We start from the raw sequence: 25,104 nt of genomic DNA on the forward strand, positions 1-25,104 counted from the left end.
GTAGTCAGGCGGCCCGGCCCGCTATCCGCGCTGCGCCAAGAACATGACATCGACGTGATCACCGGTCCGCAGTTCTTCGACGTCCTCGTCCACCACGATCAGGCAGTTGGCCTCGGCCAACTCCGCCAGCAGATGGGAGGCGCCGCTCTCCGACTCGCCGATCACCTGGACGAGATACTCCCCGGACCGCTCGTCGCGCATCAGCTGGCCGCGCAGGAATCCGCGCCGGCCCTCCACCGACAGAATCGGGCCGATCGTCCGTGCCGTCACCATGCGCCGCATCGGCTGCCGTTTGCCGAGGGCGATGCGGATGAGGGGCCGGACCATCACTTCGAAGGTGACGAGCGCGCTGACCGGGTTGGCGGGCAGCAGGAAGGTGGGGATCTCGTCCCGCCCGAGCCGTCCGAAGCCCTGCACCGATCCCGGATGCATTGCCACACGCCCGATCTCGAGGTCGCCGAGATCGGCGAGCGCCTCGCCCACGGCGCGCGACGCGGCCCCGCCGATCGATCCGCAGATCACCACGATCTCCGACCGGATCAGCTGGGCCTCCACGGCTTCGCGCAGGCGGGCGGGGTCGCGCTCGGCGATCCCGACGCGGTGCACGTCGGCGCCGGCGTCGCGCGCGGCGGCCGCGAGGGAATAGCTGTTGATGTCGAAGACCTGCCCCGCACCGGGTTTCCGATCGATGTCGACCAGTTCGTTGCCGACGGCGATCACCGAGACCCGCGGTCGCGGATGCACCAGGACCCGCGACCGTCCGACCGCGGCCAGCAGACCGACCTGCGCGGGGCCGATCACCGCGCCCGCGCGGACCGCGACGTCACCGGGACGGACGTCGTCGCCGGTGCGCCGGACGTAGTCGCCGCTGTCGACGGCGTGCCCGACCATCACCCGCGATTCGCCCCCGTCGGTCCATCTGACCGGCACGACCGCGTCGGCCAGCGTGGGCATCGGCGCTCCGGTCTCGACCCGGACCGCCTGTCCCGGCTGCAGCCGGGTCGGGGTGCGCGAACCCGCGGTCACGTCTCCGACCACCGGGAGATGCACCACGAGCCGGCCGCTGTCGTCGAGTTCCTCCACCTCGATCCCGTCCGCGTTCAGCTCGGTCACATCGTCGGGGGCGGGAGCGCCGGCCGGCGCCACATCCACCGCGCGCACCGCGTAACCGTCGACGGCGGCTTGATCGAAACCGGGCAGCGGGTCGGAGGTGACGACCTCCTCCGCGCACAGCAGGCCCTCGGCCTCGGAGATGGCCACCTGCACCGGTCGCGGTGCGACCACCGAAGCCGTCACGAGGCTCAAATGGTCCTCGACCGAGCGCATAGTTCTCCTCACGTCCCCCGAGTGGTCTCAGATCGGTGCGCGCCGACCGCTCGCACGACCGGGCAACGCGCAGTTCGAGGCTAACGGCCCGCTCCGCGCAGAGCCCGCAGGCGCGCTGAACACAGCGAGATCGGTCAGTCGTCGGCGAGCCGTCGAACCAGCCATTCCCGCAGCTCCGGACCGTAGTCGTCACGGTCGAGAGCGAAGTCGACGGCGGCCTTCAGGTATCCGCCGGGATTCCCGAGATCGTGCCGGCTGCCCTCGTGGACCACGACATGGACGGGCTCGCCCCACTCGATCAACAACGCGATCGCATCCGTCAGCTGGAGTTCGCCGCCCGCGCCCGGCTCGATGGTGCGCAACGCGTCGAAGATCTTGCGGTCGAGGATGTACCGGCCCGCCGCCGCCAGATTCGAGGGAGCTTCCGCTGCGGGCGGCTTCTCGACCATGCCGCGCACCCGCTTGACCTCCGGATCGTCGGCGACCTCCTCGACGTCGAATACGCCGTACGCGCTGATCTTCTCCCCGGGCACCTCGATCGCGCACAGGACGCTGCCGCCGTACCGAGCGTGTGCGGCCGCCATCCGGCCGAGGACTCCGCCGGGCAGCACCAGATCGTCGGGCAGCAGCACCGCGATCGCATCCTCGTCGTCAGCCAGTTCCGGTTCCACGCAGCCGACGGCGTGGCCGAGGCCGAGCGGGCGGTCCTGCACCACCGAGTCCACCTCCAGCAGCGACGGGGCGTTCCGCACCTTGGCGAGCATCGCCTCCTTGCCGCGCTTGGCGAGGCGGCCCTCGAGGACCAGGTCTTCGACGAAGTGCGCGACCACACCGTCTTTACCCGGCGAGGTGACGATCAGCAGCCGCTCGGCACCCGCCGACTTCGCCTCTTCGGCCACCAACTCGATGCCGGGGGTGTCGACGATGGGCAGCAGTTCCTTCGGCACCGTCTTGGTGGCCGGCAGAAACCTGGTGCCGAGACCGGCCGCGGGAACGACGGCGGTGTACGGGATGGGCGGCGCATGCATCACGGCGCGCCGGCCTGACGGTCGAGCGGAGGTGTCGGACATGTGCCTCAGCGTAATGGCCGTTTCTGGCAGGATCGGACGTGAGTCTCTGAAAGGGAGCCATGAGCACCGAAAAGTCCGACATGCGGCGCCGCGTCCTCGATGCCAGGTCCCGGATGTCGCCCTTCGTTCTCGCCCAGTGCAATGCGGAACTCGCCGAATGGATGTATCGGTTGCCCGTCGAACTCGCCGCGGGCGACACGGTCGCAGCATACGTCGCCACCCGCGCCGAACCCGGCGGGACGGCGATGCTCGACGCGCTGCTCGATCAGGGGCTGCGGGTGCTGCTTCCGATCGTCCCCGAGGGCGATCCGGCACGACTGCAGTGGGGCGAGTACCGCGGCGAGAGCTCACTGACTCAGGGCCGGTGGCGCCTGCTCGAACCTCAGGGCTACCGGCTCGATCCGGATGTGCTGCACGACGCCGCCCTCATCCTGGTCCCGGCGGTGGCCGCCGACCGCACCGGCGCGCGGCTCGGCCGGGGTGCCGGCTATTACGACCGCACCCTCGCCGCCGTGGAGGCGCCGGTGGTGGCCGTGGTGCACGATGCCGAGTTGTTCGACGACGGCGTCCCGCACGAGGCCAACGACGTCCCGATGGACTGGGTGCTGACCCCGGGCGGCGGATTCAGCCGCGTGTCACCGGGCTGATCGGACATTTGCGCGGAGCGACCCGCGCGAGCCCGTGTCAGGCGGAGGCTGCCGCCGGTGCCGCCGCGGCGCTCGTCCCGGAGGCCGAACCGCTCGTCGACGAGTCGGACGACGACGAGGTCGAGCCGGAGTCGCTGGAGGAGGAATTGGCCGCCACCGATCCGCCCGAGCGAGAGTCGGTGCGGTAGAAACCGCTGCCCTTGAAGACGATGCCGACCGAATTGAAGAGCTTGCGCAAGCGGCCGCTGCACTGCGGGCACTCGGTCAGCGAGTCGTCAGAGAACGCCTGCTGGATGTCGAACTTGTTGTCGCACTCAGTGCACGCGTAGCTGTAGGTGGGCACGGAAACCTCCGAAGGTCGAGAACTCGTTGTCTAGTGTAAACCGAATCTGGCACTCAATCATTCCGAGTGCCAGCGACGGTGCGGATCGAGTGCTTTCGGCCTAGTCGTCCAGCTCGACGGCGGCCTCGCCGTTCACGCGCGCATGCCGCACGTCCCACCGGAGCAACGCACCGCCGAGGACGGCCGCGACCAGCGAACCGAGCAGGATCCCCACCTTCGCCGCGGGTTGGTGATCCGCGGGGAGACCGGTGGCGTCGGAGAACGACAGTTCGGCGATCAGCAGTGCGACTGTGAAGCCGATACCTGTCAGCAGTCCCACGGGCACGAGGCTGCGCACAGAGATGCCCTCCGCGAGACGCAGCGGCGTCAGCCGTGTCACCAGGAAGGTGGTGACCACCACTCCGAGCACTTTGCCGACCACGAGACCGCAGAACACGCCGATGCTCACCGGCTGCACGATGTGCCCCACCCCGATGACCGTCACACCCGCAGAGGCGAACGCGAACAACGGCAGGGCGATGCCCGCCGAGATCGGCGCCACGGTCTCCGCGAACGATTCGGTGCGCGGGTGACGCTCGTCGAATACCAGAGCGGCGGGGACCGCGAAACCGAGGAGGACGCCGGCCACGGTGGAATGGACACCGGACGCGTGGACGAATCCCCACGCGGCCAGCCCCAGCGGCGCCAGAATCCACCAGTGCGTGCGACGCAATCTCACCGCGAACCCGAAGGCCACGACGCAGACCAGCCCGATCGCGAGCATCACGAAGTCGATGGTCTCGGTGTAGACCGTGGCGATCACGATGATTCCGAGCAGGTCGTCGACCACCGCGAGTGTCATCAGGAAGACGCGCAGCGCGCTGGGCAGTCCTGCGCCGAAGATCGCGAACACCGACAGCGCGAAGGCTATGTCGGTAGCGGTCGGCGTCGCCCACCCGCGCAGCGCCTCGGGATCGTTGGTGGCGACGATCGCCACATAGATGAGTGCGGGAACCACCATCCCGCCCACCGCCGCCGCCACGGGCACACCGGCGCGGCGCGGGTCACGCAGACTGCCTGCGACGAATTCGTGCTTGAGTTCGAGCCCGACGACGAAGAAGAAGATCGCGAGCAGACCGTCGGCCGCCCACTCGGCCAGCGACAGGTCGAGATGAAGCGACGCCGGCCCCACCACGGTTTCCAGCATCGAGTGATACCCCTCGCGCCACGGCGAGTTCGCGAGGGCGAAGCCGAGCAGTGCGGCGACCAGAAGAACCGCGCCGCCCTGGATGTCACCGCTGATCCAGCCCTTCCACGCCTGTCGCCGCGACGATCCCTGATCGGTCCCCGAGTCGGTCGTCGATGGGCCGTAGACCCCGTGATCGCTCATGTACACATCTTTGCAGACACCGAATCTGTGGAAATCGTTGTCGAGCGAGCGTGCGCATCCACAATCGGCGAATTGCCCACGACCGGCGGCGCCACCCAGCGGACTGTTGCGGTATGAGGATTTCGCATCGCCCCGGCCATCTCTCACCGAGCGCGTTGTCGCGGGTGCAGGCCATTCTCGGTACTGGACGATTTCGGTCAATTCGGATTCGACGAATCGCTGCGGCACTTCTCGTCATCGCCGCGCTCGGCGCATTCGCCGTATCGCGGCGGCACGTCGGTTCGCCGATCGTACTGACGGCTGCGACCGATCTTCGACCGGGCACTCTCCTCACCGCCGCGGATCTCGCCGCGCGTGCCGTACCGGCCGACCTGTCCCCTCCCGGTGCGCTCACCGATACCGGCTCCGCGATCGGCCGCAAGCTGACCGGACCGGTGCGCCGCGGCGAGATGATCACCGAGACACGGCTGCTCACGTCGCGGCTGCCCACCGCACTGACCGGCGATCCGGGAGCGCGGCTGGTGCCGATCCGCCCCGCCGACGAGTCGGTCGTCGCCCTGGTCCGCCAGGGCGACGTGGTGGACGTCCTCGATTCGGAGGCCACCGTTCTGGCCCGAGGCGCGATAGTCGCCGGCGAACCGTCGAATCCGTCGGGCAAACCGATGAACTCGGCGGCGACGCCGATTCTTCTGGCGATGAACGAGCAGGCGGCCCGCCGAGTGGCATCGACCGGATTAGACATGGCCTTGGCCGTCATACTCCACTGAATGACAGCCGAACGGTCCTGTTCCACCGCACGAAACCTTTATATGTGGTTTAGACTCAGCAACCAGCAATAGCACCAAGATCAGAGGGGACGCGCGTGCTCAAAGGTTTCAAAGACTTCATAATGCGGGGCAATGTGGTCGAACTGGCCACAGCGGTGATCATCGGTGCGGCGTTCACGGCGATTGTCACCGCATTCACCGAGAAGATCATCAATCCCCTCCTCGCCACGATTCCCAGCGGCGACTGCCCCACCGCGGACGGCGCCGCCAGTGGCCCCGCCCAGATCTGCGGGTTCGGATTCTCGATCAAGTCCGACGACCCCGCGACCTTCCTCGACTTCGGTGCCGTCATCTCCGCGGTCATCAACTTCATCATCGTCGCCGCGGTGGTCTACTTCCTGATCGTCGTTCCGTACAACAAGCTGCAGGAACTCCGGAAGCTCCAGGACAAGGAGGAGGATCCGGATCCCGAGATCGTCCTGCTGACGCAGATCCGCAATGCCCTCGACCCCGACGCCAAGGAGCGCGACGAAGCCGAGAAGGCCGCGAAGGAGGCGGAGATGGCTGCCGCCGATCGCGCGAACCGCGAGCCGGCACCGACGCCGCCTGCGCCGATGGCGCCTCCCCCGTCACCCGGCTACGGCGATCGGACGCAGACCATGAACATCCCGCCTCAGGCGCAGCAGGCTCCGCCGCAGGCCCACCCGCAGCACGAGCAGCAGCCGGGGCACCAGGGTTTCACGCCGCCGTCCGGCCCGCCGACCGGAGGCTTTCCGACCCCGAATCCGGCGCCGGGCGAGTACCCGCCTCCGGGCAATCTGCCCCCGGGTCAGTACGCTCCGGGCCAGTACCCGCCGCCTCCGGGTCAGAATCCCGGTGACGCGCCGCGTCACTCACGCTGACTCATCGACGAGACCGAATTCTCGACGAGACGCACGGCACCCGCTGCGGGGCGGGTGCCGTGCGTCGTTTTCGGGCACTCCGACTCGCGCGTACGACGCGAAATTGTTACCTTAGCCTTGCCTTTAACTCGATCTCTGAAGGGGACGTTATGCCGACCACCGCATCTCCCGACCTCGCGGCAGACCTCCGCTTGTCGGAGCAGATGAAGCAGGGATCGTCCTCCGAGCACGAGCAGGCCGAGAACTCCGAGTTCATCTCTGAGCTGCTGGCCGGCCGGATCAACGAGGCTGGGTACATCGCTTACCTGCAGCGCCTGCGCATCGTGTACGACGCGCTCGAGCGCGCATCGCGTGCCCTCGCCGACGACCCCCAGGTGTCACTGGTCCACGACCCGGCGCTGGAGCGGGTCGCGACGATCGACGCCGATCTGGCTCACTGGAGCGCGCGCGGGGGCATCGTTCCCGAGCCGGTCGACTCTCCGGCCGCCGACGCCTATGCCGCGCGCATCACCGAATCCGCGTCGCGGGGTGGCCATCTGGTGGCTCACCACTACACGCGCTACCTCGGCGACCTGTCCGGCGGCCAGGCCATCGGCCGCCTCCTGGACCGGGAGTTCGAGCTCGGCGGCGAGGGCGTCTCGATGTACTCCTTCGAGCTCGCCACCGCGAACAAGCCCTACAAGGACGCGTACCGGGCCAAGCTCGACGCGATCGGCGATTCGCTCAGCGCCGCCGACCGCGAGCGCATCGTCGACGAGGTCCGGGTGGCCTTCCGACTCAACCAGCAACTCTTCGCCGAACTGGTCGGCCTGCTGGACGACTACCGCCGCTGACCGGCGCCCGGCTCGAAAGCCACCGGCACAGGAAAGGGCCGCGACCTCCTCGGAGGTCGCGGCCCTTTTCGCCTGGTGCTCGGTCAGCCGATGCTGAACGGCTTGCCGTAGAGCGTCACGTTGCCGACGTAAGTGTCGGTGGAGACGCGGACGGTCACCTTGGCACGCGCCTGGGCGTAGCCCGCGCAGCCGTCGACGCCGAAGCGCTCGTTGCTGTAGGCGACGCCGCCCTGAGCGTTCTTGAAGGTGAACGCGTTGGTCTCGTAGTCGTCGACCACGGAATGGATGACCGGCGTGTAGACAGCCTTGCCCGGGGACAGCTTGATGCCGCCCGTGCCCCCGAATGCCTTCGGGTCTAGCGTGACCGTCTGATCCGGGATGCTGCCGGTGATCTTGCCGGTGGCGCCCATGTCGGCACCGAAGTTGACCTGGCAACCGACGATGTAGCCGGCATTGACACTGCCGCCCTTGACGCCGCCGGTGGTCTTGACGCTGACCTTGCCGGAGACGAAGACCTCTCGGGAAAGCGGGGTGCTGGTGACGGCGCGGCCGATCCTGGCCGACTCGCCGTACAGCTTGATGGTGACGCTGCCCTCGGGCAGCGACTTGGTCTTCGAGACGCTCGGCAGTGCGACGGCATTGGCCGGAGCGGCGAGCGTGGCGCCGGCGGCGACGGCGCCGGCGAGTGCTGCGGACGCGGTGAGACCGCGGACTACGCGCTTGTTCATTCTTCTACCTCGTGAGTCTGTGATCTCGGGTCAGCCGAGGCTGAACGGGGTGCCGAGCAGGTTGGCCTGCACGTAACCGCTGTTGCCGGACAGGGACTTCTCCTCGGCGTCGTAGCCGTCGGCCGCGACCACCTGGACCACCGAGCGCGCCGAGGCGTACCCGCCGCACTGCTGCACGTCGATCGAGAAGCTGTCGACCATGATCGTGCCCTTGCTCTTCTTGAGGCTGATCTTGTCCGTCTTGGCGTACACGACCTGGCCCGGAGCCAGCGGCACGGACAGCGAACCGCTACCGGACACGCCTCCCGACAGGTCGAACGATCCGCTGAGCGTGCCGGTGAAGCCCGTCAGGTTCACCTGGCAACCGACCAGGTAACCGACGGTCATGACACCGGTGCCCTTGCTCAAGGTCGTCTTGTAGGTTCCCGACACGGCGGCCGCGCGGCCCGCACCGTTGGCGGCCAACGACGGCATGATCCGGCTGCTCTCGCCGCTGCGCGCGATCTCCACCACCTGGCCGTCGACACCGACGGCCTTGGTGCGGCCACCCGGCAGACGACCTGCGTCAGCCTGACCTGCTCCGACTACTGCTCCGGTTACTGCGGTGAGCGCGACTGCAGCCAGGGCTGCAGCGCGGCGCTTACCGACACCACTGAACTTCACACGTATCACCCTTCAACGTGACCGACACCACGGTCGGCTTAAGACTGTGCGGCAGATAATGGATTCTCAGCCGCGGCTTAGATTAACCCAGCCGCACAGTCGCCGCTCGGCGCCGGAGAGGATTGCCGGATTTCACGTGAGAAGGGTCACTTACCCGCTAGTTATGGTGTGGGGGCCGGTTCTCGTCGTACCAACGACGACCACGCCCGGAATGCGCGTCTTCGCCCGGGTCGGTCCTGACCTCGGGCAATTCATCGCCGAAGACGGCGTCGAGGCGCCGCTTGCGACGCCACGCCTCCTCCTCCGACCGGTCGGCCGAAGACGTCTCAGAACTCACTGATCGCGGCGATGACGTGATGCGCCAACGGGATCAGCGTCGCCATGCCGTCACGGACGGCCGCGCGGGAGTCGGCGAGATTGACCACGACCGTCTGCCCCGAGATGCCGGCGAGTCCGCGCGAGAGCCCCGCGTCGGTAGCGCCCGCGGACAGTCCCGAACTGCGAATGGCCTCCTCGATGCCGGCCAGCCGACGATCGAGCAGGGGCTCGGCCGCCTCGGGCGTCACGTCCCGCGGCCCCACCCCGACACCGCCGACCGAGACGACGAGATCGACGCCGCCGATCACGGCGGTGTTGATCGCGTTCCGGATCTCCACCTCGTCGCCGGAGACCGTGGTGGTCGCGTCGACGTGGAAGTCCGCCTCCTCGAGCAGTTCCACCACCAGCGGCCCCAGCAGATCGTGATCCTCCCCGCCGACGGCGCGGTCGTCGATCACCACCACCAGGGCCCGCGGCGTCACGATGCCCTGGACCACGGCTTCGGCTTCGGCTTCTGCGGCGTCAATCATGATTCGACCTTCCTCGAGTGCACCGCCGTCGCGGCGCTCGTGTGTGGCTTGTCCTCCGGGCGCCCGGTGCCGATCAGCTGGCGCCCAGCTTCACGTCGACGGTCTTGGTCTGCCCGTTGACGACGTACGTGATCTTCACGGTATCCCCCGGAGCATAGGAACGGATAGCGGCGACGAGCGCGTCCGACGAAGCGATCTTGCGGTCTTCGACCTGCGTGATGACCGCGCCCTTCGGGATTCCCGCCTGATCGGCGGCACCGCCGCCGACCACATTCACCACCTGGGCGCCCGGCTGCGTCACGTCGCTGCTGGGCCGGACGTTGACGCCGAGGCTCGCTTGCTGGACACGGCCGCCCGAGCGCAGCGCGTTCGCGATCCGCATCGCCTGGTCCACGGGAATCGCGAAACCCAGGCCGATGCTGCCGGACTGCTGCTCGGTGCCGCCGTTCACGGTCGCGATGGCGGTGTTGATGCCGATCAACGCACCGTTGGCGTTGACGAGTGCGCCGCCGGAGTTGCCCGGGTTGATCGCCGCGTCGGTCTGGATGGCGTCCATCACCGATTCCACCGAACCGTCGGCGCCGGAGGTGGACACCGGCCGGTTCAGGGAACTGATGATGCCGGTCGTGACCGTCCCTTCGAGTCCGAGCGGCGACCCGACGGCGATCACCTCCTGGCCCACCGAGAGGTTGGCCGACGAGCCGATGGTGATCGGCCGCAGACCGGTCTTGTCGACCTGGATGACCGCGATGTCGGATGTGGGATCGGTGCCGAGCACCTTCGCCATCGCTCGACTGCCGTCGTAGAAGCTGACCAGGATCTTGTCCGCGGGCTTACCGCCGCCGGCGCTGATGACATGGTTGTTGGTCAGGATCACGCCGTTGTCGCTGAGAATGACGCCCGAGCCCGATCCGACCTGATTCCCGACCTCGACGGTGATCGAGACGACCGACGGGAGGACCTGGGCCGCGGTGGCCTGGACCGAACCCGGCGCGGCACTGGGCTGCGCGGTGTTGGTGGGTCCGGAGGCGACGACGTTCGACGTCGACGATCCGTCTTTGTCCGAACCGCCCGCGACCGAGGCGCCGATCGCTCCTCCCGCGCCGCCCGCGAGGAGCGCGACGGCCACGGCGCCGATGAGAAGCTTGCGACCCCCGTTCGACCGTGCCGGTGGAACGTCGGCCGACGACGATCCGGGCGCCTGCGGCATCTGCCCTAGCGGTGCGGTTCCGCCCGGCTGCTGCTGGTAGTACGGCGCGGTCGGCTGATCGGGCCGCGGGTACTGACCGAGCGGGCCGGTCGCTCCCGGAGGCGGCGACGGGAACTGACCGCTGGGCGGGTTCGACGGCGAGCCCGGTGAATGGTTTCCAGCGTCCGCACTGCCGTAGGGATTCGTGGGAAGTCCGCCGGTCGGAGGTTGATTCGGATCTCCGGGGACCTGACGCCAATCGTCGTTGCCGGGGTGTTCGCCGTTGGTCATGGATTAAACCCTATTGCACCATTCTGTGAAGCCGCTCAGTCCCCGTTGCCGAGTTACTGCGAGGTTCCTGCCGAGTACCTGTGAACGATCGTCAGCGTCTCACGACGATCGGATCGGGCTCAGTATGGTGCGGCAGACCGGGTATCCGCATGCGAATCAGCGCACCTCCCTGGTCGGATCCCTCGGCCGCCACCGAGCCCCCGAGACGGGTGAGAACCTGCCGCACGATCGCCAGGCCGAGGCCCGAACCCGGCATCGATCGAGTCGCATCGGCGCGGTAGAACCGTTCGAACACCATCTCGCGATCCTCCGGGGCGATGCCCGGCCCCGCGTCGGCCACCGTCAGGTCGGCACTGGCCGGTCCCACCTGATGGAGCCGCACGTGCACGGTGCGGCCAGGCGGACTCCACTTCGCTGCGTTGTCGAGCACGTTCAGCACCGCCCGCGCGAGGCCGTGCTCCTCACCGAAGACGAACCACGGAACGGTTTCCACGTCGAAGTCGATGTCGGCGCGCCGGCGCCGGACCCGCTCGAGCGCGGCGTCGATGACGTCTTCGAGGGCGACCTCCTGGTGCACGGCCTCCAGCGCGTCGTCGCGCGCGAGGTCGACGAGATCGCCGACCAGGGTCGACAGTTCCTCGATCTGCGCCATCACATCCGAGCGCAGTTCCACCATGTCGGCCGCGGGTACGGGCGGTGCACCCGGTGCCGATGAGGCGATGAGCAGTTCGAGATTGGTGCGCAGCGAGGTGAGCGGAGTCTTGAGTTCGTGTCCGGCGTCGGCGACGAGACGGGCCTGCTTGTCGCGCGACTCGGCGAGCGCGCGCAGCATCGTGTTGAAACTCTCGGTGAGCCGCGCGAGTTCGTCCTTGCCGGTCACCGGGATCGGCGTGAGGTCCTGAGTTCGTGCGACGCGTTCGGCCGCGGCCGTGAGACGGGTGACCGGGCGCAGTCCGGTGCGGGCCACCGCGGTTCCGGCGATCGCGGCGAAGGCCACCCCCGCTCCGCCGACGATGAACAGCACCGAGCCGAGCCGGCCGAGGACCGCGTCCGTCCGGTCCAGCGACTGCGCCAGCACCAGCGTGCTGCCGTCGGACAGTTTGCGCGCCAGCACCCGGTGGTTGGCGGTGGTTCGCAGACTCTGATTGAGCTTGCCCGGCGGATTGGTCGACTTCGCCACATCCTTCTCCGGATCCCCGAAGGGGACGTCGCCGACCATGATGGCGCGGCCGTCCTGCTCGATCAGGGCGATCGAGATGGACGTGGAGAACACGGTGCCCGCCACCAGCGCCTCGGGACCGTTGCTCAGCCGGCCGAGCTTGGCGAGGGCGGTGAGACCGTCGGCACGGGCGACGAGCTGGGTGTCGACGTCGTTGTACATCGCGCGCGACACCACGAAATACGCGGCTCCGGCCATCAGCACCGCCGACAGCAGGACCACCGCGGCGGCCAGGAGCGCGACGCGGCGTCGCAGTGAGACCGCGCGCGTCAGGCGGAACGGACCACGCATCGGCTACGGGGTGCCCTCGCGCAGAACGTATCCGACGCCGCGCACGGTGTGGATCAGACGCGGCTCGCCGTCGGCCTCGGTCTTGCGGCGCAGGTAGCCGATGTAGACCTCCAGCGCGTTGCCGGAGGTCGGGAAGTCGTAGCCCCACACCTCCTCGAGGATGCGACTGCGGGTCAGCACCCGCTTCGGGTTGCTCATCAGCATCTCCAACAGCGCGAACTCCGTGCGGGTGAGGCTGATCTGGCGCTCGCCTCGGGTCACCTCGCGGGTCACGGGGTCGAGGGTGAGGTCGGCGAAGGAGACCGCCTCGCTCTCCTCCTCGTCCCGGGTGGTGCGGCGCAGCAGCGACCGCAACCGGGCCAGCAGTTCCTCGAGTGCGAAGGGCTTGGGCAGGTAGTCGTCGGCGCCCGCGTCCAACCCGCTGACCCGCTCCGAGACCGAATCGCGGGCAGTGAGCACGAGGATCGGCAGGTCGTCGCCCGCCGACCGGAGTCGCCGGCACACCTCGAGACCGTCCAGACGCGGCATCATCACGTCCAGAATCATCAGGTCCGGGCGATCGGCGATCACCTTCTCCAGCGCCTCCAGCCCGTCGCCCGCGGTCTCGACCGAGTATCCGTTGAAGCTGAGCGACCGTCGGAGCGATTCGCGGACCGCACGATCGTCGTCCACCACCAGGATGCGCATGGTTACAGTCTTATATCCACAACTGAGATTCGACTGAGCGAACACGCCGTTCGGCGCGATTCGGTCGCGCTCAGCGACGCCGCCGTCCCGCCGCCGCCAGCATGTCGGCCACCTCGGTGAACTTCACCCGGGGACGCCCCTGACGGGCGCCCAGCTCGCGCTCGCGCCGGTCGATCGCCGCGATCCCCCGGTAGCCGATCGCCTGACGTCGCCTGCGCCGCAACAGTGCACTGAACTCCTCGGCGGTACCGCCTGCGCGACGCAGACCGGATGCGGCGTCCTCGATGAACGCCTCGACCGTGTCGATGGCGTGCAACTTGTTGGAGCCGATACCGCCGGTGGATCCGCGGGCGGCCCAGCCGACGGCGTACGCACCGGGAATCGGCATGCCCTCGGCGTCGACGATTCGGCCCTCGCGCACCGGGAACCGGCCCGCTTCGGTGTCGAACGGAAGCCCGCCGACCGGTACGGACCGGTAACCGATCGATCGGACCAGCAGATCTGCGGCGATGCGGTACGAGCGTCCGCCGGTGTTCACCGAGACCGACTGCAGCGCGCCGTCTCCGTGTGCGGCCTCGGGGACCGTGTTGAAGAGGAACACGATCCGGCGGCGGTCGGAGGACGCGGGTCCCGAGAGGTCGGGCGGCAGGTCGGGCAGCAGGTCGAGCGAGGCCGTGCCGTCGTGCACCACCACCTCCACGCCGGGAAGCACCGACAGCGCGCGGTGCTCGGCCGCGGTGTACGCCGCGGCGTCCTGACCTCGCCGGCCGAGCAGAACCACCTCATGGATGTCCTGCCTGCGCAGGAGGTCGAGCGCACGGTCGGCGATGTCGGTGACCGCCAGCGCCTCCGGCGGCGATACGAGGATGCGGGCGATGTCGAGCGCGACGTTGCCCGTCCCGACGATCACGGCCCGGCCGCTGCCGTCGACCGGGATGTTCGGCCCCGAAGCGCCGGGCACGGCGTTGTACCAGGCCACCAGTTCGGTGGCCGACGTACTGCCCGGCAGATCCTCGCCGGCGATCCCGAGGCGGCGGGCCTGCGATGCACCGGTCGCGTAGAAGACGGCGTCGAAGTGGTGCGCCAGTTCGCCCGGCGTGATCTGACCGGCCCGTACATCGGGGCCGATCTCGACATTGGTGGCCATCGTGACCCGCGGGTCCCGGTACAGGATGTCGAAGGTCTTCATGACGTCCTTGGTGCTCGGATGGTCGGGCGCGACGCCCGCGCGGACCAATCCGCCCGGTGTGGGCAGCTTGTCGAACACCGTCACCTGCGCGTCCGTCCGGTTCAGCACCGTCCGCAGGGCGTATCCGCCCGACGGGCCCGTGCCGACGATCGCGACCCGCAGATCGCGCGGCAACCGCGGGATCTCCGGGTACACCACATCGGTCCAGCCGGACGAGACATCGGGGTTGTCGCGATAGTAGGCGGCGTTGATGTCGGCGAAGATCTCGTCGCGCTCACCGAGCCGGTCGGCCGGGAAGATCGCATTGACCGGGCACGCGTCGGCGCATGCTCCGCAGTCGATGCACGCGTCGGGGTCGATGTGCAGGATGTCGGAGGTGCCGAAACCCCGTTCCTCCGGCGTCGGGTGGATGCAGTTCACCGGGCACACCGACACGCAGGCGGCGTCGCTGCAGCAGGACTGGGTGATGACGAACGACAACGAGTGCCCCTTTACTTCGAGCGCGTCCGGGCTGGTCGGGAAGCGGGTCCGGCGATCGATCCGCCGCTAGATCATGTGCGCCTTGCGGTAGTAGTGCATGGCCGGCTTGGTCAGCAGGCCCACCTCGTCGAGGAACTCCATGAGGTGACCGCAGCTGCTGCGGATCATCGAGTGGAAGTGGCCGTTGTCGCGGCGCTCGGCCAGCGCACGCTTCACGTCGAGTCCCGCATCGGCGTAGGCCTTCGGCTGGATCAGACTGCTCACGATGAGGTACGCGCCCGCCGCCACCGACAGCGCGCTGAACTGCCTGCGGGCCCAGCCGATCCCGTCGACCGACTCACGCACCTGTTCGCGCGCGAACTTCATGTGCCGGGATTCCTCGAGAACGTGGATCTCGTTGACGGTCCGGATGAAGGGGAGCACCCGCTCGTCGCGCATGCATCCGCGCTGGAACACGTCGAGAACCTCCTCGGCGACGAGAATGCCCGCATAGGCGACCTCGTTGCGCGCAAGGAGCTTGAAAGACTTGCCCAACTGGGCGATCTTCGGGTGCGGATGATACGAAGTGCCGACCATCTTCTCCGACGCCTTGGCGAACATCAGCGAATGCCGGCACTCATCGGCGATCTCCACCAGCGCGAACTGGAACTCGGAGGAGTGGTAGTCGCCGACGTACTGATCGCGCAGAACCATCTCCTGCAGAATCATCTCGAACCAGATGCCGATGTTCATGATCGACGCGAACTCGTGACGCGTCAGATCGACTCGCTGCTCGTGGGTGAGCTCGTCCCAGTAGTCGGTGCCGTACAGCGACGACCACTCCGGGCTGCATCCGTACTTGTCGGGATCCATCGGCAACGACCAGTCGATCTCGGTCATCGCATTGCGCGAGAGCCGGGCGGCCGATCGCAGCAACCGTTCGGACACCTGCTCGGCACCCGAGTCCTGCAGGCTGATCAGGTTGTCGCCCGCGTTCTCCCGTTCGATCGCTGCCGTCATGTTGACCTCCGGTACATTGTTCCATCGCATCTTGTAACAACAATCATTGTCACGGTAACACTCGCGTCCTGAGACGTAAACGGTCTAGAGTTCCTACCGGAGAGTAATATCAATGCGAGGGGCGTCCTCGCAGGTCACAGTGGGGAGAATCCAGAGTCATGCCTTCGATCTTCATTTCCGGCGGTGCCGCGGGCATCGGCCTCGCGACCGCCGAGCGATTCGCCCTCGAAGGCTGGACGGTCGGCGTCTACGACGTCAGCGACGAGGCGCTGGCCGCCGTCCGCGAGGAGCACCCCGACTTCATCACCGGTCACCTCGACGTCCGCGACCCGCAGCAGTGGTCGACGGCACTGGCCGAGTTCACCTCGCACACCGACGGCCGCCTCGACGTGCTCGACAACAACGCCGGGATCCTGGTTGCGGGCCCCCTCACCGAGATCTCGACCGACGCGATCAAGGCGCAGATCGACATCGACGCACTGGGAGTGACCCTGGGCGCACAGGCGGCCCACCGGTATCTCAAGGCGACTCCGGGATCGCATCTGGTGAACATCGCCTCCGCATCCGCGATCTACGGCCAGCCGGGAATCGCCACCTACAGCGCGACCAAGTTCTACGTCGCAGGTCTCACCGAGGCGCTGGAGTTGGAGTGGGCGGCCGACGACATCCGCGTCGTGAGCATCTGGCCGCTGTGGGCCAAGACCGCGCTCGCCGACAACGATGCGAAATCAACCAGGACGCTCGGTGTCCGCATCACCCCCGAACAGGTCGCCGACAAGGTCTGGGAATCGGTTCATCCGACCATCGCGGACCGCGTGCTGAGCCGCACGAGCTACTCGGTGGGGCTGCAGACCACGGTTCTGGGCAACGCGGCAAAGTTCATTCCCAACGTCCTCAACCGCGGCGTGAACAAGATCCTCTCGCAGTAGCCTCCGACGAGACGGAGCCTCCGCAGGCCCCACGACGAAACGGCTGGGGCCGGCGATCTCTCGCCGGCCCCAGCCGTTGAAGTCTGTGTGTCAGCCGCGCTCAGCGACGGTCGAGATCGACCAGACCGAGCTTCGCTGCCTTGACCAGGCGGCGCGGGATGCGCTGCGAAACACCGTTGATCTTCTCTTCCTGCAGTGCGACGTTGTCCGCCTTCCACTGCGAACGACGGCTACGGGTGTTGGCCCGCGACATCCGGCGCTTGGGTACTGCCATGGTTCCAGCCCTTCTCTTACCTGGCGCGGGTGGGCTCGGGCTGTCTCCCGACCCGCCAGACCCGCTGAAGTCTTCTCACCACGGCACAGCGGCCGCGGCACACAACCAGACCAGGTTAGCCGCCGCGGGCTCCCGGATGCAAAACGCGGCGGCCCGGACGAGGTCGTGACCGGAGGGTTCGGGCGCCGCGGGCATAATGCGTCGGGTGTCTGGCGTCATCTCGGGGTTCACCGTCATCTTCATCGTCGTCGCCCTGGGTTACGTTCTCGGCCGGACGGGCAGTCTCGGCGAACACGCGGCGGCGGTGCTGGCGCGCACCGTCTTCTTCGTCTGCACACCCGCACTGCTCATCCACTCTCTGGCCACCAGCGATCTGTCGGCGATCTTCTCGTCCACGCTCGTGGTCGCCTCGGCATCGGCCGTCGCCGTGGGCGCGGTCTACGCGCTGATCGCGTGGTTCTGGCTGCGCCGCGCCGTACCGGAGATCGTGATCGGCGCGTTGTCCTCCTCGTACGTCAACAGCGTGAACCTGGGTCTGCCGATCGCGATCTTCGTGCTCGACGACGCGTCGTTCATCGCTCCCCTGCTGCTGTTCCAGATCGTCTTCTATTCCCCGGTCGCCCTCGCGACCCTCGATCTGACCGCGCTGTCGGCCGAGCGACGGACCTCGACGCTGCGCACGGTGACCACGCCGTTGAAGAACCCGATCCTGGTCGGCGGCGTGATCGGCCTGATCGTCTCGGTGGCCGGATGGCATCCGCCGCAGGCCGTGATGGAACCGCTGGACATGCTGGGGCAGGCCTCAGTCCCGCTGGCGCTGCTCACCTTCGGCCTCACGCTCACCGGCGTCACCGTATTCAAGAAGGGCCAGAGTCCGCGGCGAGACGTCGCGCTGGCCGCCGCGATGAAGGTGGTCGCGATGCCGCTCGTCGCCTACGCGCTCGCACGCTGGGGATTCGGGATGACCGGGCATCGGTTGTTCGCGCAGGTCGTGATCGCCGCCCTGCCGACCGCGCAGAACGTCCTGGTCTACGCGACCAGATACCGGCGCGGTGAGGTCCTCGCCCGCGACTCGGCCCTGATCACCACGCTCCTGTCGATCCCCGTCATCGCGCTGATCGCCGCCACGCTGGCCTGACCGGCCCGCCGTCAGCGGGCACGACGGGGGCCGAGCCGGTCGGCCCGGCCGCGCCTCTGCACACGGACCCCGCCCATCAACGAGAATCCGGTGATCACCACCCGCGGGGCGCCCTCGCCGCCGGGACCGGCGGCGCTGCCGTCGAAGCCGCCCATGACAGCCCTCCCGTGCACCTCCACGGTGACGTCCGGCGGGACCACGATGTCGACGCCGCCCATGATCGCCTTGCACTTCACCGTGAGCATAGGCGCCGTGTACTCGACGTTCCGCAGGTCGAGCACCACGCCGCCCATCACTGCGGTGGCCTTCAGTCGATCACCCACGACCGCGCCTCCGCCGACTTCGGTTCCGCCGAAGAAGCCGGACGCGGACGTGACGGGATCGGCACCGGAGGCACTGACGCGGGTCTGGCCGAATGCGGCGTCGGCGGCCACCGAGCGGAGCTGATCGAGGGGCAGGTCCCGAGTCAATGCGTCCAGATCGGCCCGGGTCCGCGCGACCGAGGCATCGCCGGCGCGCCGGCTGTACTCCTCCGGAGTGAGCACGCCCATCGTCATCGCGGCCGATAGATAGGAATGAGTGCGTTCGCGGTCGGCGTCGCTGACCAGCATCGCGGCGGCATCACCGGCGGATGGCTGCGGAGCACGGGAGGTGCGGGGCTCGATGTCGCTCATCTGCCCAAGCCTAGACAAGAATCGCCCGGCTCACCGGCGACGCACATCGCGTACCCCGGCCGCGTCCGCCGCCCGCCGGTACGCAGCCGCCAGGGTCTCGACGGTCTCGTGCGCATTCAACCCGCTCGGGTTCGGCAGGACCCAGAGCTCGGCGCCGCCGATCGACTCCGGCTGCCGGCCCACCACGGCCGTGCGGCGCCCGAACGCCGCGCGATAGGCGGTGACCCCCAGGATCGCGAGGACGCGCGGCCGCACCCGGAGCACCGTCGCCTCCAGTTCCCGACCGCCGCGCAGCAGCTCGTCCCGAGCCAGGTCGGAGGCTTTCGCGGTGGCCCGCGCGACGACATTGGTGATGCCGATCCCGGCATCGGTGAGCGCCGCGGCGTCGTCGTCGGACATCCCCGCCGACGCGTCGATCACGTGATCGGTGATGCCCGCGGCGTGCAGTGCCGGATAGAAGCGATTGCCGGGCCGGGCGAAGTGGGCCCCGGTCGCCGCGGTCCACAGCCCGGGATTGATGCCCGCGATCAGCAGCCGGCAGTCGGGGCCGATCAGATCCGGAACGGTCGCACCGATCCGGTCGAGCAGTTCCTCTCGGGTGAACCCCACCGCCGGCTACCGGGCCCGTCGCGACCGGAGGTAATCCCCGACCACGGCCGCACCGAGACCGTCGAGGTCCGGCGCCACGACGCGGCCGCCGATCCGGCGCGCGATGCGGTCGATGAACCGCGCCAGGCCGGGATCCTCGCCCAGCCGGAAGAACGTGATCTGGGTGCCCATGCGCGAGAGATGATCCAGCTCCGACACCGTGAGCCCGATAGTGCGCGGATGCGGCGGGTAGAAGAAGAAGTCCTCTCCGTCCGGCTCCAGATGCGCGGTCGGCTCACCGTCGGTGACGATCAGCACCACCGGCTGGGCATTCGGGAACCGCCGGAGGTGCCGCTGCGCCAGCAACAGCGCGTGGTGCAGGTTGGTGCCCTGCTCCATCCGCGGCTCGAGCGCGGTCAATACGTCGACGGTGGTGTCGCGGGCCACGCGGCCGAACTCGATCAAGTGCAGTTCGTCGGTGCGGAACCGGGTGCTGATGAGCTGATTGAGGGCCAATGCCGTCCGCTTCATCGGAGTCCAACGGCCCTCCATCACCATGGAGAACGAGGTGTCGACGAGGAGGACGACGGCGGCCTGGGTCCGCGCCTCGGTCTCGATCACTTCGATGTCACCGACGTCGAGGCGCACGCCGTCGCCCGATGCGAGACGAGCGGCCGCGGACGGGTCCTCAGCGACGGTGCGCAACACCGCGTTGGTGACGGTGCGGGTGACGTTCCACGGCTGGGTGTCGCCGAACTGCCACTCACGGCTGCTTCCGGTGGGCTCCCCGAGCCGGCCGGCGAGGTCGGACTGCCGGTCGCCGCCGCGTGCGGACAACTGCTGGGCGATGTCACGCAGGATCGCCTGCCCGAGTCGGCGCATCGCCTTCGGACTCAACCTCGTCTGACCGTCCGGGGCGCGGTCGAAGAAGCCCTCCTCGCGCATCGCCCGGTCGAGTTCGGCGAGCGTCCGCGCATCGGCCGCGGCTTCGTCGCCGAGTTGCCGCGCGAGGGCGTCGAGGTCCACGTCCTCGAGCTGCGCCCCCGCGTATCCCTGCGACAGCTGCTCTGCCAGGTTCTCGAGCTCGGCGATATCGCGCAGCGCCGCCGCGCCCTCGCCGAGTCCCATCGGCTGATCGCCGGAGAACTCCTGGCCGCCGTTCCAGTCGAGGTCGGGCCGCGCCTGACGCAGCGCGTCGTCCATCTGCGCGAGCTGCGACATCAGCGCAGGCGAACCGAAGGCCTGCTGCGACAGTTCGGCGAGCTCCGCCTGCTGTTCGGGGGTCAGCGAGTTGAAGAACTGCTGCGCTGCGGCGGACCGGCGCGCCAGGGAGTCGATCAGCTCCTCGGTGCTGCGCGGATCCTCCGGGAAGAACTCGCCGTGCTTGTCCATGAACTCGGCGAACTGCTCGCTCGTGTCCTCGCCGCGATTGTGCGCGGCGAGCAGGTCGTTGAGATCGTCGAGCATCTCCGAGATGCGCCGACGATCGTCGTCGGTGGCGCCCTCCAGAGCCTGCTTCATTCCGGCGAACCGCTGGTCGAGCACTTCGCGCCCGAGCAGGTCGGAGATCTTCTCGTAGTCGGCGCGCGCCTGCGGACTGCGCCAGTCGTAGTCGGCGAGTTCGCGGACCGCCTGCGCCGTCGACGCCGGAAGGCTCTCGATCTGCATCTCGGCGAGCCGGGCGTCGTCGTCGAGGTCGCGCGCGAGTTGCTTGCGTTCGCTGAGCACCGCCGAATCGAGCAGTTCGCGGATCTCGTCGAACGTCCCGTCGAGGTTCCGGTTCCGTAGCAGTTCGCGCCGTCTGCGGTTCGCCATCTCCGCCAGCCGGTCCAGCCCGCGCATGTTCTCGCTCCCGCGACGGAGGAACTCGCGAAGCGCACGGTCGGGCGAGGATCCCGCCATCACGTCGTCACCGATCGCCTCCAGGGCCTCGCGGAGGTCGACGGGCGGCGCCAGCGGGTCGGGCCCGCCGGTGTAGCGCCGGTAGGACGAGCGGTGGAAGCGCCTTCTGCTCATGAGCTAGGCCGTGTCGTCCTCGTCGACCTGTTCCACCAGGTAGGCGGTGCGGCCGTACTCGTCGGTGTCCTTGCCGATCCGGCGCGCGAGATACAACCCCTCCAGGGCCAGTTCGGCGGCGCTGGCGCGCTCGGCGGCGTCGGTGGAATCCAGGCGCCGGGTGATCTCGTCGATCACCTCGGCCACCGCGCCGGTGTCGCCGAGCGCTGTGAGCACGTCGCCCGCGGGAACGCGGTCGCCGGTGAGCACCTCCTCGCCCGCCTCCAGCGCCGCGACGAGCGGCGCCATGTCGACGCCGCCTAGGTGGGCCCGGACGGTGTCGGCGACGGATTTGCGGAGCAGGTAGTCGAGGATCTCGAGCTCACGCCCCTCCTCGCCGGACTCGAACTCCACTTTGCCGCGCAGCACCTCAATCACCGCGTGCAGGTCGACCGGTCGCGCGACCGGGAACTCCTCGCCGGCCACCACGGAACGATGCAGCGCGGCCGCGGCCACCGTCTCCGCACCGGCGATCGAGAACCGCGCGGACACACCCGAGCGCTGGTCGATCGACGGATGCTCGCGGGCGTAGCGGGTGAATCGCGCCAGCACCTCGATCAGATAGGACGGCACCGAGGCGACGAGGTCGGCCTCCTGCTCGATGACGTCCACCTCGTCCTGCAGGTCGAGCGGGTAGTGCGTGCGGATCTCGGCACCGAACCGGTCTTTGAGCGGAGTGATGATCCGCCCTCGATTGGTGTAGTCCTCGGGATTCGCGCTGGCCGTCACGAGGACGTCGAGGGGCAGTCGCAGGCTGTAGCCGCGGACCTGGATGTCTCGCTCCTCCATCACATTGAGCATCGACACCTGGATCCGTTCGGCGAGGTCGGGCAGCTCGTTGATCGCGATGATGCCGCGATGAGCCCGCGGGATGAGACCGAATGCGATGGTCTCCGGATCGCCAAGACTCCGCCCCTGGGCCACCTTCATCGGGTCGATGTCGCCGACCAGGTCGGCCACCGAGGTGTCCGGGGTCGCGAGCTTCTCGCTGTACCGTTCGCTCCGATGCCGCCATGCCACCGGCAGCGCGTCACCGAGCTCCGCGGCCCGCCGGATCGAGGCGGGCAGGATGGGGTTGTACGGATGCTCGTCGAGTTCGGAGCCGTCGATGACCGGCGTCCATTCGTCGAGCAGCCCGGCCAGCGTGCGCAGCAGCCTGGTCTTGCCCTGTCCGCGCTCACCGAGCATCACCACGTCGTGCCCCGCGATCAACGCGCGTTCGAGCTGCGGGATCACGGTGTCGTCGAATCCGACGATGCCGTCCCACGGGTCGTCGCCTGCGCGCAGCGCCGTCAGCAGATTGTTGCGGATCTCGTCCCGGACGTCACGTTCCACGTGCCCGGAGGCACGCAGTTCGCCGACGGTGGTGAGAGCCGGTGCAGGAGTGTCGATATCGGTGACAGCCACGTCATCCACGCTACCTCCCGATCCGGCCCGCCCGCTGAAGGCGGCGAATTCGTCCGTGGTCTGTCAGTGCTCGTCGATACGCTCTACTCACCTCTTCGGAAGGATTCGCATCATGTCCTCGAACACCGCTCCCTGGGATTCCCTCGACACCTACGACAACGGGCTGACCTTCTTCACCGGCGTGGTGGAGACCGTGCCCGCCGACCGCTGGACCGCTCCGTCTCCCTGCGACGGATGGACGGCACTGGACGTCCTCGGGCACGTGGGCGAGGCGGCACTGGTCGGCGCGCGCATACTCCGCGGAGGCGAGCGCGAGTTCAACAGACACGATCCGCCCTCGTCGGCGGTCGAGGGCGACCCGGCGGTGTGGTGGGCGGCCGCAGCGGCACAGGCCCGTCAGGCCCTGGCCGAGGTGACCGATCTGGACCGCGAGGTCGACAGCCCCGTCGGACGCCGGACGGTGAGGGAGGGTCTGTCCTTCCCCGCGGTGGACTTGTACCTGCACGGTTGGGACCTCGCCGCGGCCACCGGCTCGCGCGTGCGGTTCCCGGCCGCAGCCGTCCAGTTCATCCGCGACGTCTTCGCCCACGTCCCCGACGAGGTGACCCGCAGGCCCGGCGTTTTCGGCGCCCCCGTCGAGGTCGGCGCGGATCGCGACGAGACGGACCACATCCTCGGATTCGCCGGCCGGGACCCGGACTGGTCCGCCTGAGGGCCCTGCTCCGGACGGCTATCGGGCGTCGGCGAAGTGCGGGTCGCGGCCGATGAACGCCGCCAGGCGCATCACTGGGTCGGCGCCAGCCGGTGCGGTCTTCGCGGGACCGTACTGACCGGACGAGCGCAGCACCTCTTCCATCCCCCGCAGTCCGTCCAGCAACTGCGCCGCGAACTCCGCGTCCAGGTCCGGGCGACGGCCGCTCGCCTGCGCGAGATCCCAGGTGTGCATGAACACGTCGGCTGTGTAGAAGCGGTCGACGGCATCAGCCAGCGGCATCGTGCCCACCCTCGGGTGCGAGAACTCGACGTCGTCGCGCATGAACAGCTCCTGGACACGCGCCGAGTGCGCCGACCAGACGGCGGCCGGATCGTCGGCCGACGGCGCCGCGTCGAACCGAACGCCGCCGTCGGCGAGAAACGCCGGAAACCACCCGGTGAGGTGGGCGACGACGTCCCGTGCCCGCCAGCCGTCGACGGGCGACGGCGCGTCCCAGTCGGCCGTGGCGGCCGCCTGCGAACCGAAGTCGGAGGCGACCACGCGGTGACGATCGGACGCCGTGAGACCGCTCAGTCGGCTCACGCCCGGACCTCGCCGTCGGCGAGCAATCGGTCGAGCTTCGCATAGCCCTCCCGCACGCCGACCTCCATACCCGACCGCAGCCAGGCGTCACGGACCTCGATGGAGTCGCAGAGCGACTGCGCCTCCAATCGGGTGCGCCCGTCGCCCAGATCGATGAAGCGGAGGGTCTCCAACGACACCTCGTCGGGCATGCCCTCGAAGGTGAACGTCTGAACGATGCGATCGTCGCCGACGGTGTGGAAGCAGCCCCGGAACCCGAACTCCTGCCCCTCGTGTTCGGAGACGTACCGCCATTCGCCGCCGCTGCGGGCATCCCAGATCACGACGCGCGAGGTGATGGCGTCGGGTCCCACCCACCGCATGAACAGTTCCGGGTCGAGGTGCGCTTTGGCGAGTTGGGCCGGTGTGGCCCGGAAGTCGCGGGTGATCCGGATGATCGGCAGCGCCGGGTCGGCGTCGATCGCGGCTTCGGGATAGGTCTCGGTGTTCATGATGCGGCCCCTTCGGTGTCGGTGGAGTGCGCGGCATCGGCGCCCGTCATCTCTGCGAGGACTGCGTCGAGCCGCTGGTACCGCGCTTCCGCTCGGCGGCGATACCGTTCGATCCATTTGGCCATCAGGTCGAAGACCTCGGTCTCCAGGTGCACCGGACGTCGTTGCCCGTCCCGTGAGCGCGTCACCAGGCCGGCCTCTTCGAGCACCTTCAGATGCTTGGAGATCGCCTGCACGCTGACGTCGTAGGGTTCGGCGAGCTGCCCCACGGTCGCGTCCGCGGACGTGAGACGCGCGACCATGTCTCGACGCGTCGGATCCGCCAGTGCCGCGAATATGAGAGACAACTCGTCGGCCATCGCCGTCGACCTCCTTATTCAACCAAATGGTTGTCTACGAGTAGACGCCGC

At 68.6% G+C, this 25,104-nt stretch carries 27 protein-coding genes; 7 read left to right on the forward strand and 20 right to left on the reverse strand.

Features of this window, described 5'->3' with window-relative positions; genetic code table 11:
* Positions 1–21: 21 nt before the first annotated feature.
* Both glp and ABFX36_RS00455 read right to left on the reverse strand, forming a co-directional pair.
* Entirely contained in the window at positions 22–1,326 is a 1,305-nt protein-coding gene (gene glp, locus ABFX36_RS00450; RefSeq protein WP_222111747.1) for a molybdotransferase-like divisome protein Glp, read from the reverse strand.
* 134 nt (positions 1,327–1,460) lie between these two features.
* Complete coding sequence (locus ABFX36_RS00455; RefSeq protein WP_039866719.1) at positions 1,461–2,396, reverse strand: UTP--glucose-1-phosphate uridylyltransferase; 936 nt, start codon at positions 2,394–2,396, stop codon at positions 1,461–1,463.
* 59 nt (positions 2,397–2,455) lie between these two features.
* Between ABFX36_RS00455 and ABFX36_RS00460 the strand changes: the two genes are divergently transcribed.
* Entirely contained in the window at positions 2,456–3,043 is a 588-nt protein-coding gene (locus ABFX36_RS00460; protein WP_006894709.1) for a 5-formyltetrahydrofolate cyclo-ligase, read from the forward strand.
* A gap of 37 nt (positions 3,044–3,080) precedes the next feature.
* Here ABFX36_RS00460 and ABFX36_RS00465 read toward each other — a convergent pair whose 3' ends face one another.
* Entirely contained in the window at positions 3,081–3,386 is a 306-nt protein-coding gene (locus ABFX36_RS00465) for an FmdB family zinc ribbon protein (protein WP_006894708.1), read from the reverse strand.
* Positions 3,387–3,486: 100 nt separating this feature from the next.
* Complete coding sequence (gene nhaA, locus ABFX36_RS00470; RefSeq protein WP_346074670.1) at positions 3,487–4,755, reverse strand: Na+/H+ antiporter NhaA; 1,269 nt, start codon at positions 4,753–4,755, stop codon at positions 3,487–3,489.
* Between the two features lie 113 nt (positions 4,756–4,868).
* Between nhaA and ABFX36_RS00475 the strand changes: the two genes are divergently transcribed.
* The 3 genes from ABFX36_RS00475 to ABFX36_RS00485 all read left to right on the forward strand — a co-directional run bounded on the left by ABFX36_RS00475 (position 4,869) and on the right by ABFX36_RS00485 (position 7,257).
* Complete coding sequence (locus tag ABFX36_RS00475) at positions 4,869–5,522, forward strand: SAF domain-containing protein (RefSeq protein ID WP_062367642.1); 654 nt, start codon at positions 4,869–4,871, stop codon at positions 5,520–5,522.
* A 95-nt stretch (positions 5,523–5,617) separates the two neighbouring features.
* On the forward strand, positions 5,618–6,424 hold the full coding sequence (mscL, locus tag ABFX36_RS00480) for a large conductance mechanosensitive channel protein MscL (RefSeq protein ID WP_045538908.1): 807 nt from the start codon (positions 5,618–5,620) through the stop codon (positions 6,422–6,424).
* 149 nt (positions 6,425–6,573) lie between these two features.
* Entirely contained in the window at positions 6,574–7,257 is a 684-nt protein-coding gene (locus ABFX36_RS00485) for a biliverdin-producing heme oxygenase (RefSeq protein WP_045538910.1), read from the forward strand.
* 83 nt (positions 7,258–7,340) lie between these two features.
* Here ABFX36_RS00485 and ABFX36_RS00490 read toward each other — a convergent pair whose 3' ends face one another.
* From ABFX36_RS00490 to ABFX36_RS00525, 8 genes are all read right to left on the reverse strand, one after another.
* The gene (locus tag ABFX36_RS00490) at positions 7,341–7,985 is read right to left on the reverse strand and encodes an MspA family porin (protein ID WP_045538912.1); all 645 of its coding nucleotides are present in this window, start codon (positions 7,983–7,985) and stop codon (positions 7,341–7,343) included.
* Positions 7,986–8,015: 30 nt separating this feature from the next.
* Positions 8,016–8,648, reverse strand: coding sequence for an MspA family porin (locus ABFX36_RS00495; protein ID WP_346074671.1), 633 nt, complete (start codon positions 8,646–8,648; stop codon positions 8,016–8,018).
* 326 nt (positions 8,649–8,974) lie between these two features.
* Entirely contained in the window at positions 8,975–9,496 is a 522-nt protein-coding gene (locus tag ABFX36_RS00500; protein ID WP_006894701.1) for a MogA/MoaB family molybdenum cofactor biosynthesis protein, read from the reverse strand.
* A gap of 73 nt (positions 9,497–9,569) precedes the next feature.
* Positions 9,570–10,976, reverse strand: coding sequence for a S1C family serine protease (locus ABFX36_RS00505; RefSeq protein ID WP_346074672.1), 1,407 nt, complete (start codon positions 10,974–10,976; stop codon positions 9,570–9,572).
* 91 nt (positions 10,977–11,067) lie between these two features.
* Entirely contained in the window at positions 11,068–12,486 is a 1,419-nt protein-coding gene (locus ABFX36_RS00510) for a HAMP domain-containing sensor histidine kinase (RefSeq protein ID WP_346074673.1), read from the reverse strand.
* 3 nt (positions 12,487–12,489) lie between these two features.
* Entirely contained in the window at positions 12,490–13,173 is a 684-nt protein-coding gene (locus tag ABFX36_RS00515) for a response regulator transcription factor (RefSeq protein WP_006894695.1), read from the reverse strand.
* 70 nt (positions 13,174–13,243) lie between these two features.
* Complete coding sequence (locus ABFX36_RS00520; protein WP_346074674.1) at positions 13,244–14,842, reverse strand: FAD-dependent oxidoreductase; 1,599 nt, start codon at positions 14,840–14,842, stop codon at positions 13,244–13,246.
* A 66-nt stretch (positions 14,843–14,908) separates the two neighbouring features.
* A complete protein-coding gene (locus ABFX36_RS00525; protein ID WP_006894693.1) occupies positions 14,909–15,841 on the reverse strand; it encodes an AurF N-oxygenase family protein in 933 nt (310 codons plus the stop codon).
* Positions 15,842–15,999: 158 nt separating this feature from the next.
* Here ABFX36_RS00525 and ABFX36_RS00530 point away from each other — a divergent pair, with 158 nt between their 5' ends.
* Positions 16,000–16,770 (forward strand): SDR family oxidoreductase, encoded by a 771-nt coding sequence (locus ABFX36_RS00530; RefSeq protein ID WP_006894692.1) that lies wholly within the window; start codon positions 16,000–16,002, stop codon positions 16,768–16,770.
* Positions 16,771–16,870: 100 nt separating this feature from the next.
* Here the strand turns inward: ABFX36_RS00530 and rpmF are convergent, their stop codons facing one another.
* Positions 16,871–17,044: a 50S ribosomal protein L32 gene (rpmF, locus tag ABFX36_RS00535; RefSeq protein WP_006894691.1), complete on the reverse strand. Its 174-nt coding sequence runs from the start codon at positions 17,042–17,044 to the stop codon at positions 16,871–16,873.
* A 205-nt stretch (positions 17,045–17,249) separates the two neighbouring features.
* On the opposite strand from rpmF, the gene ABFX36_RS00540 reads away from it, so the two are divergent.
* A complete protein-coding gene (locus ABFX36_RS00540; RefSeq protein WP_006894690.1) occupies positions 17,250–18,182 on the forward strand; it encodes an AEC family transporter in 933 nt (310 codons plus the stop codon).
* An 11-nt stretch (positions 18,183–18,193) separates the two neighbouring features.
* Here ABFX36_RS00540 and ABFX36_RS00545 read toward each other — a convergent pair whose 3' ends face one another.
* From ABFX36_RS00545 to ABFX36_RS00560, 4 genes are read right to left on the reverse strand one after another with little or no spacing between them, the layout of a single operon-like run.
* Positions 18,194–18,856 (reverse strand): DUF1707 SHOCT-like domain-containing protein, encoded by a 663-nt coding sequence (locus ABFX36_RS00545; RefSeq protein ID WP_346074675.1) that lies wholly within the window; start codon positions 18,854–18,856, stop codon positions 18,194–18,196.
* Between the two features lie 30 nt (positions 18,857–18,886).
* Entirely contained in the window at positions 18,887–19,465 is a 579-nt protein-coding gene (gene mug / locus ABFX36_RS00550) for a G/U mismatch-specific DNA glycosylase (RefSeq protein ID WP_062367645.1), read from the reverse strand.
* Positions 19,466–19,471: 6 nt separating this feature from the next.
* Positions 19,472–21,460, reverse strand: a complete 1,989-nt coding sequence (locus ABFX36_RS00555; RefSeq protein WP_045539332.1) for a VWA domain-containing protein — start codon at positions 21,458–21,460, stop codon at positions 19,472–19,474.
* Positions 21,461–21,463: 3 nt separating this feature from the next.
* On the reverse strand, positions 21,464–22,915 hold the full coding sequence (locus ABFX36_RS00560; RefSeq protein WP_346074676.1) for a sigma 54-interacting transcriptional regulator: 1,452 nt from the start codon (positions 22,913–22,915) through the stop codon (positions 21,464–21,466).
* Between the two features lie 103 nt (positions 22,916–23,018).
* Here ABFX36_RS00560 and ABFX36_RS00565 point away from each other — a divergent pair, with 103 nt between their 5' ends.
* Positions 23,019–23,618, forward strand: coding sequence for a TIGR03086 family metal-binding protein (locus ABFX36_RS00565; protein WP_278126330.1), 600 nt, complete (start codon positions 23,019–23,021; stop codon positions 23,616–23,618).
* An 18-nt stretch (positions 23,619–23,636) separates the two neighbouring features.
* Here ABFX36_RS00565 and ABFX36_RS00570 read toward each other — a convergent pair whose 3' ends face one another.
* The 3 genes from ABFX36_RS00570 to ABFX36_RS00580 are packed head-to-tail and all read right to left on the reverse strand — an operon-like array spanning position 23,637 to position 25,053.
* Positions 23,637–24,203 carry a maleylpyruvate isomerase family mycothiol-dependent enzyme gene (locus tag ABFX36_RS00570; RefSeq protein ID WP_006894684.1) on the reverse strand — a complete coding sequence of 189 codons (567 nt, stop codon included), beginning with the start codon at positions 24,201–24,203 and terminating at the stop codon, positions 23,637–23,639.
* Positions 24,200–24,694, reverse strand: coding sequence for an SRPBCC family protein (locus tag ABFX36_RS00575; protein WP_045539336.1), 495 nt, complete (start codon positions 24,692–24,694; stop codon positions 24,200–24,202). Before ABFX36_RS00575 ends, ABFX36_RS00570 begins: the two co-directional genes overlap by 4 nt.
* A complete protein-coding gene (locus tag ABFX36_RS00580; protein ID WP_006894682.1) occupies positions 24,691–25,053 on the reverse strand; it encodes an ArsR/SmtB family transcription factor in 363 nt (120 codons plus the stop codon). Before ABFX36_RS00580 ends, ABFX36_RS00575 begins: the two co-directional genes overlap by 4 nt.
* Positions 25,054–25,104 lie beyond the last annotated feature (51 nt).

The organism is Gordonia cholesterolivorans (assembly GCF_039531975.1).
Classification (GTDB): Bacteria; Actinomycetota; Actinomycetes; order Mycobacteriales; family Mycobacteriaceae; genus Gordonia; species Gordonia sihwensis.

Excerpts from the sequence above, each read along its gene's own strand:
- ABFX36_RS00575 (WP_045539336.1), bottom strand. The coding sequence starts at position 24,694 with ATGAACACCGAGACCTATCCCGAAGCCGCGATCGACGCCGACCCGGCG.
- ABFX36_RS00500 (WP_006894701.1), bottom strand. The coding sequence starts at position 9,496 with ATGATTGACGCCGCAGAAGCCGAAGCCGAAGCCGTGGTCCAGGGCATC.
- ABFX36_RS00505 (WP_346074672.1), bottom strand. The coding sequence starts at position 10,976 with ATGACCAACGGCGAACACCCCGGCAACGACGATTGGCGTCAGGTCCCC.
- ABFX36_RS00490 (WP_045538912.1), bottom strand. The coding sequence starts at position 7,985 with ATGAACAAGCGCGTAGTCCGCGGTCTCACCGCGTCCGCAGCACTCGCC.
- ABFX36_RS00460 (WP_006894709.1), top strand. The coding sequence starts at position 2,456 with ATGAGCACCGAAAAGTCCGACATGCGGCGCCGCGTCCTCGATGCCAGG.
- ABFX36_RS00515 (WP_006894695.1), bottom strand. The coding sequence starts at position 13,173 with ATGCGCATCCTGGTGGTGGACGACGATCGTGCGGTCCGCGAATCGCTC.
- ABFX36_RS00510 (WP_346074673.1), bottom strand. The coding sequence starts at position 12,486 with ATGCGTGGTCCGTTCCGCCTGACGCGCGCGGTCTCACTGCGACGCCGC.
- ABFX36_RS00530 (WP_006894692.1), top strand. The coding sequence starts at position 16,000 with ATGCCTTCGATCTTCATTTCCGGCGGTGCCGCGGGCATCGGCCTCGCG.
- ABFX36_RS00545 (WP_346074675.1), bottom strand. The coding sequence starts at position 18,856 with ATGAGCGACATCGAGCCCCGCACCTCCCGTGCTCCGCAGCCATCCGCC.
- rpmF (WP_006894691.1), bottom strand. The coding sequence starts at position 17,044 with ATGGCAGTACCCAAGCGCCGGATGTCGCGGGCCAACACCCGTAGCCGT.
- ABFX36_RS00455 (WP_039866719.1), bottom strand. The coding sequence starts at position 2,396 with ATGTCCGACACCTCCGCTCGACCGTCAGGCCGGCGCGCCGTGATGCAT.
- glp (WP_222111747.1), bottom strand. The coding sequence starts at position 1,326 with ATGCGCTCGGTCGAGGACCATTTGAGCCTCGTGACGGCTTCGGTGGTC.
- ABFX36_RS00555 (WP_045539332.1), bottom strand. The coding sequence starts at position 21,460 with ATGAGCAGAAGGCGCTTCCACCGCTCGTCCTACCGGCGCTACACCGGC.
- ABFX36_RS00565 (WP_278126330.1), top strand. The coding sequence starts at position 23,019 with ATGTCCTCGAACACCGCTCCCTGGGATTCCCTCGACACCTACGACAAC.
- ABFX36_RS00485 (WP_045538910.1), top strand. The coding sequence starts at position 6,574 with ATGCCGACCACCGCATCTCCCGACCTCGCGGCAGACCTCCGCTTGTCG.
- ABFX36_RS00475 (WP_062367642.1), top strand. The coding sequence starts at position 4,869 with ATGAGGATTTCGCATCGCCCCGGCCATCTCTCACCGAGCGCGTTGTCG.
- ABFX36_RS00580 (WP_006894682.1), bottom strand. The coding sequence starts at position 25,053 with ATGGCCGACGAGTTGTCTCTCATATTCGCGGCACTGGCGGATCCGACG.
- nhaA (WP_346074670.1), bottom strand. The coding sequence starts at position 4,755 with ATGAGCGATCACGGGGTCTACGGCCCATCGACGACCGACTCGGGGACC.
- ABFX36_RS00525 (WP_006894693.1), bottom strand. The coding sequence starts at position 15,841 with ATGACGGCAGCGATCGAACGGGAGAACGCGGGCGACAACCTGATCAGC.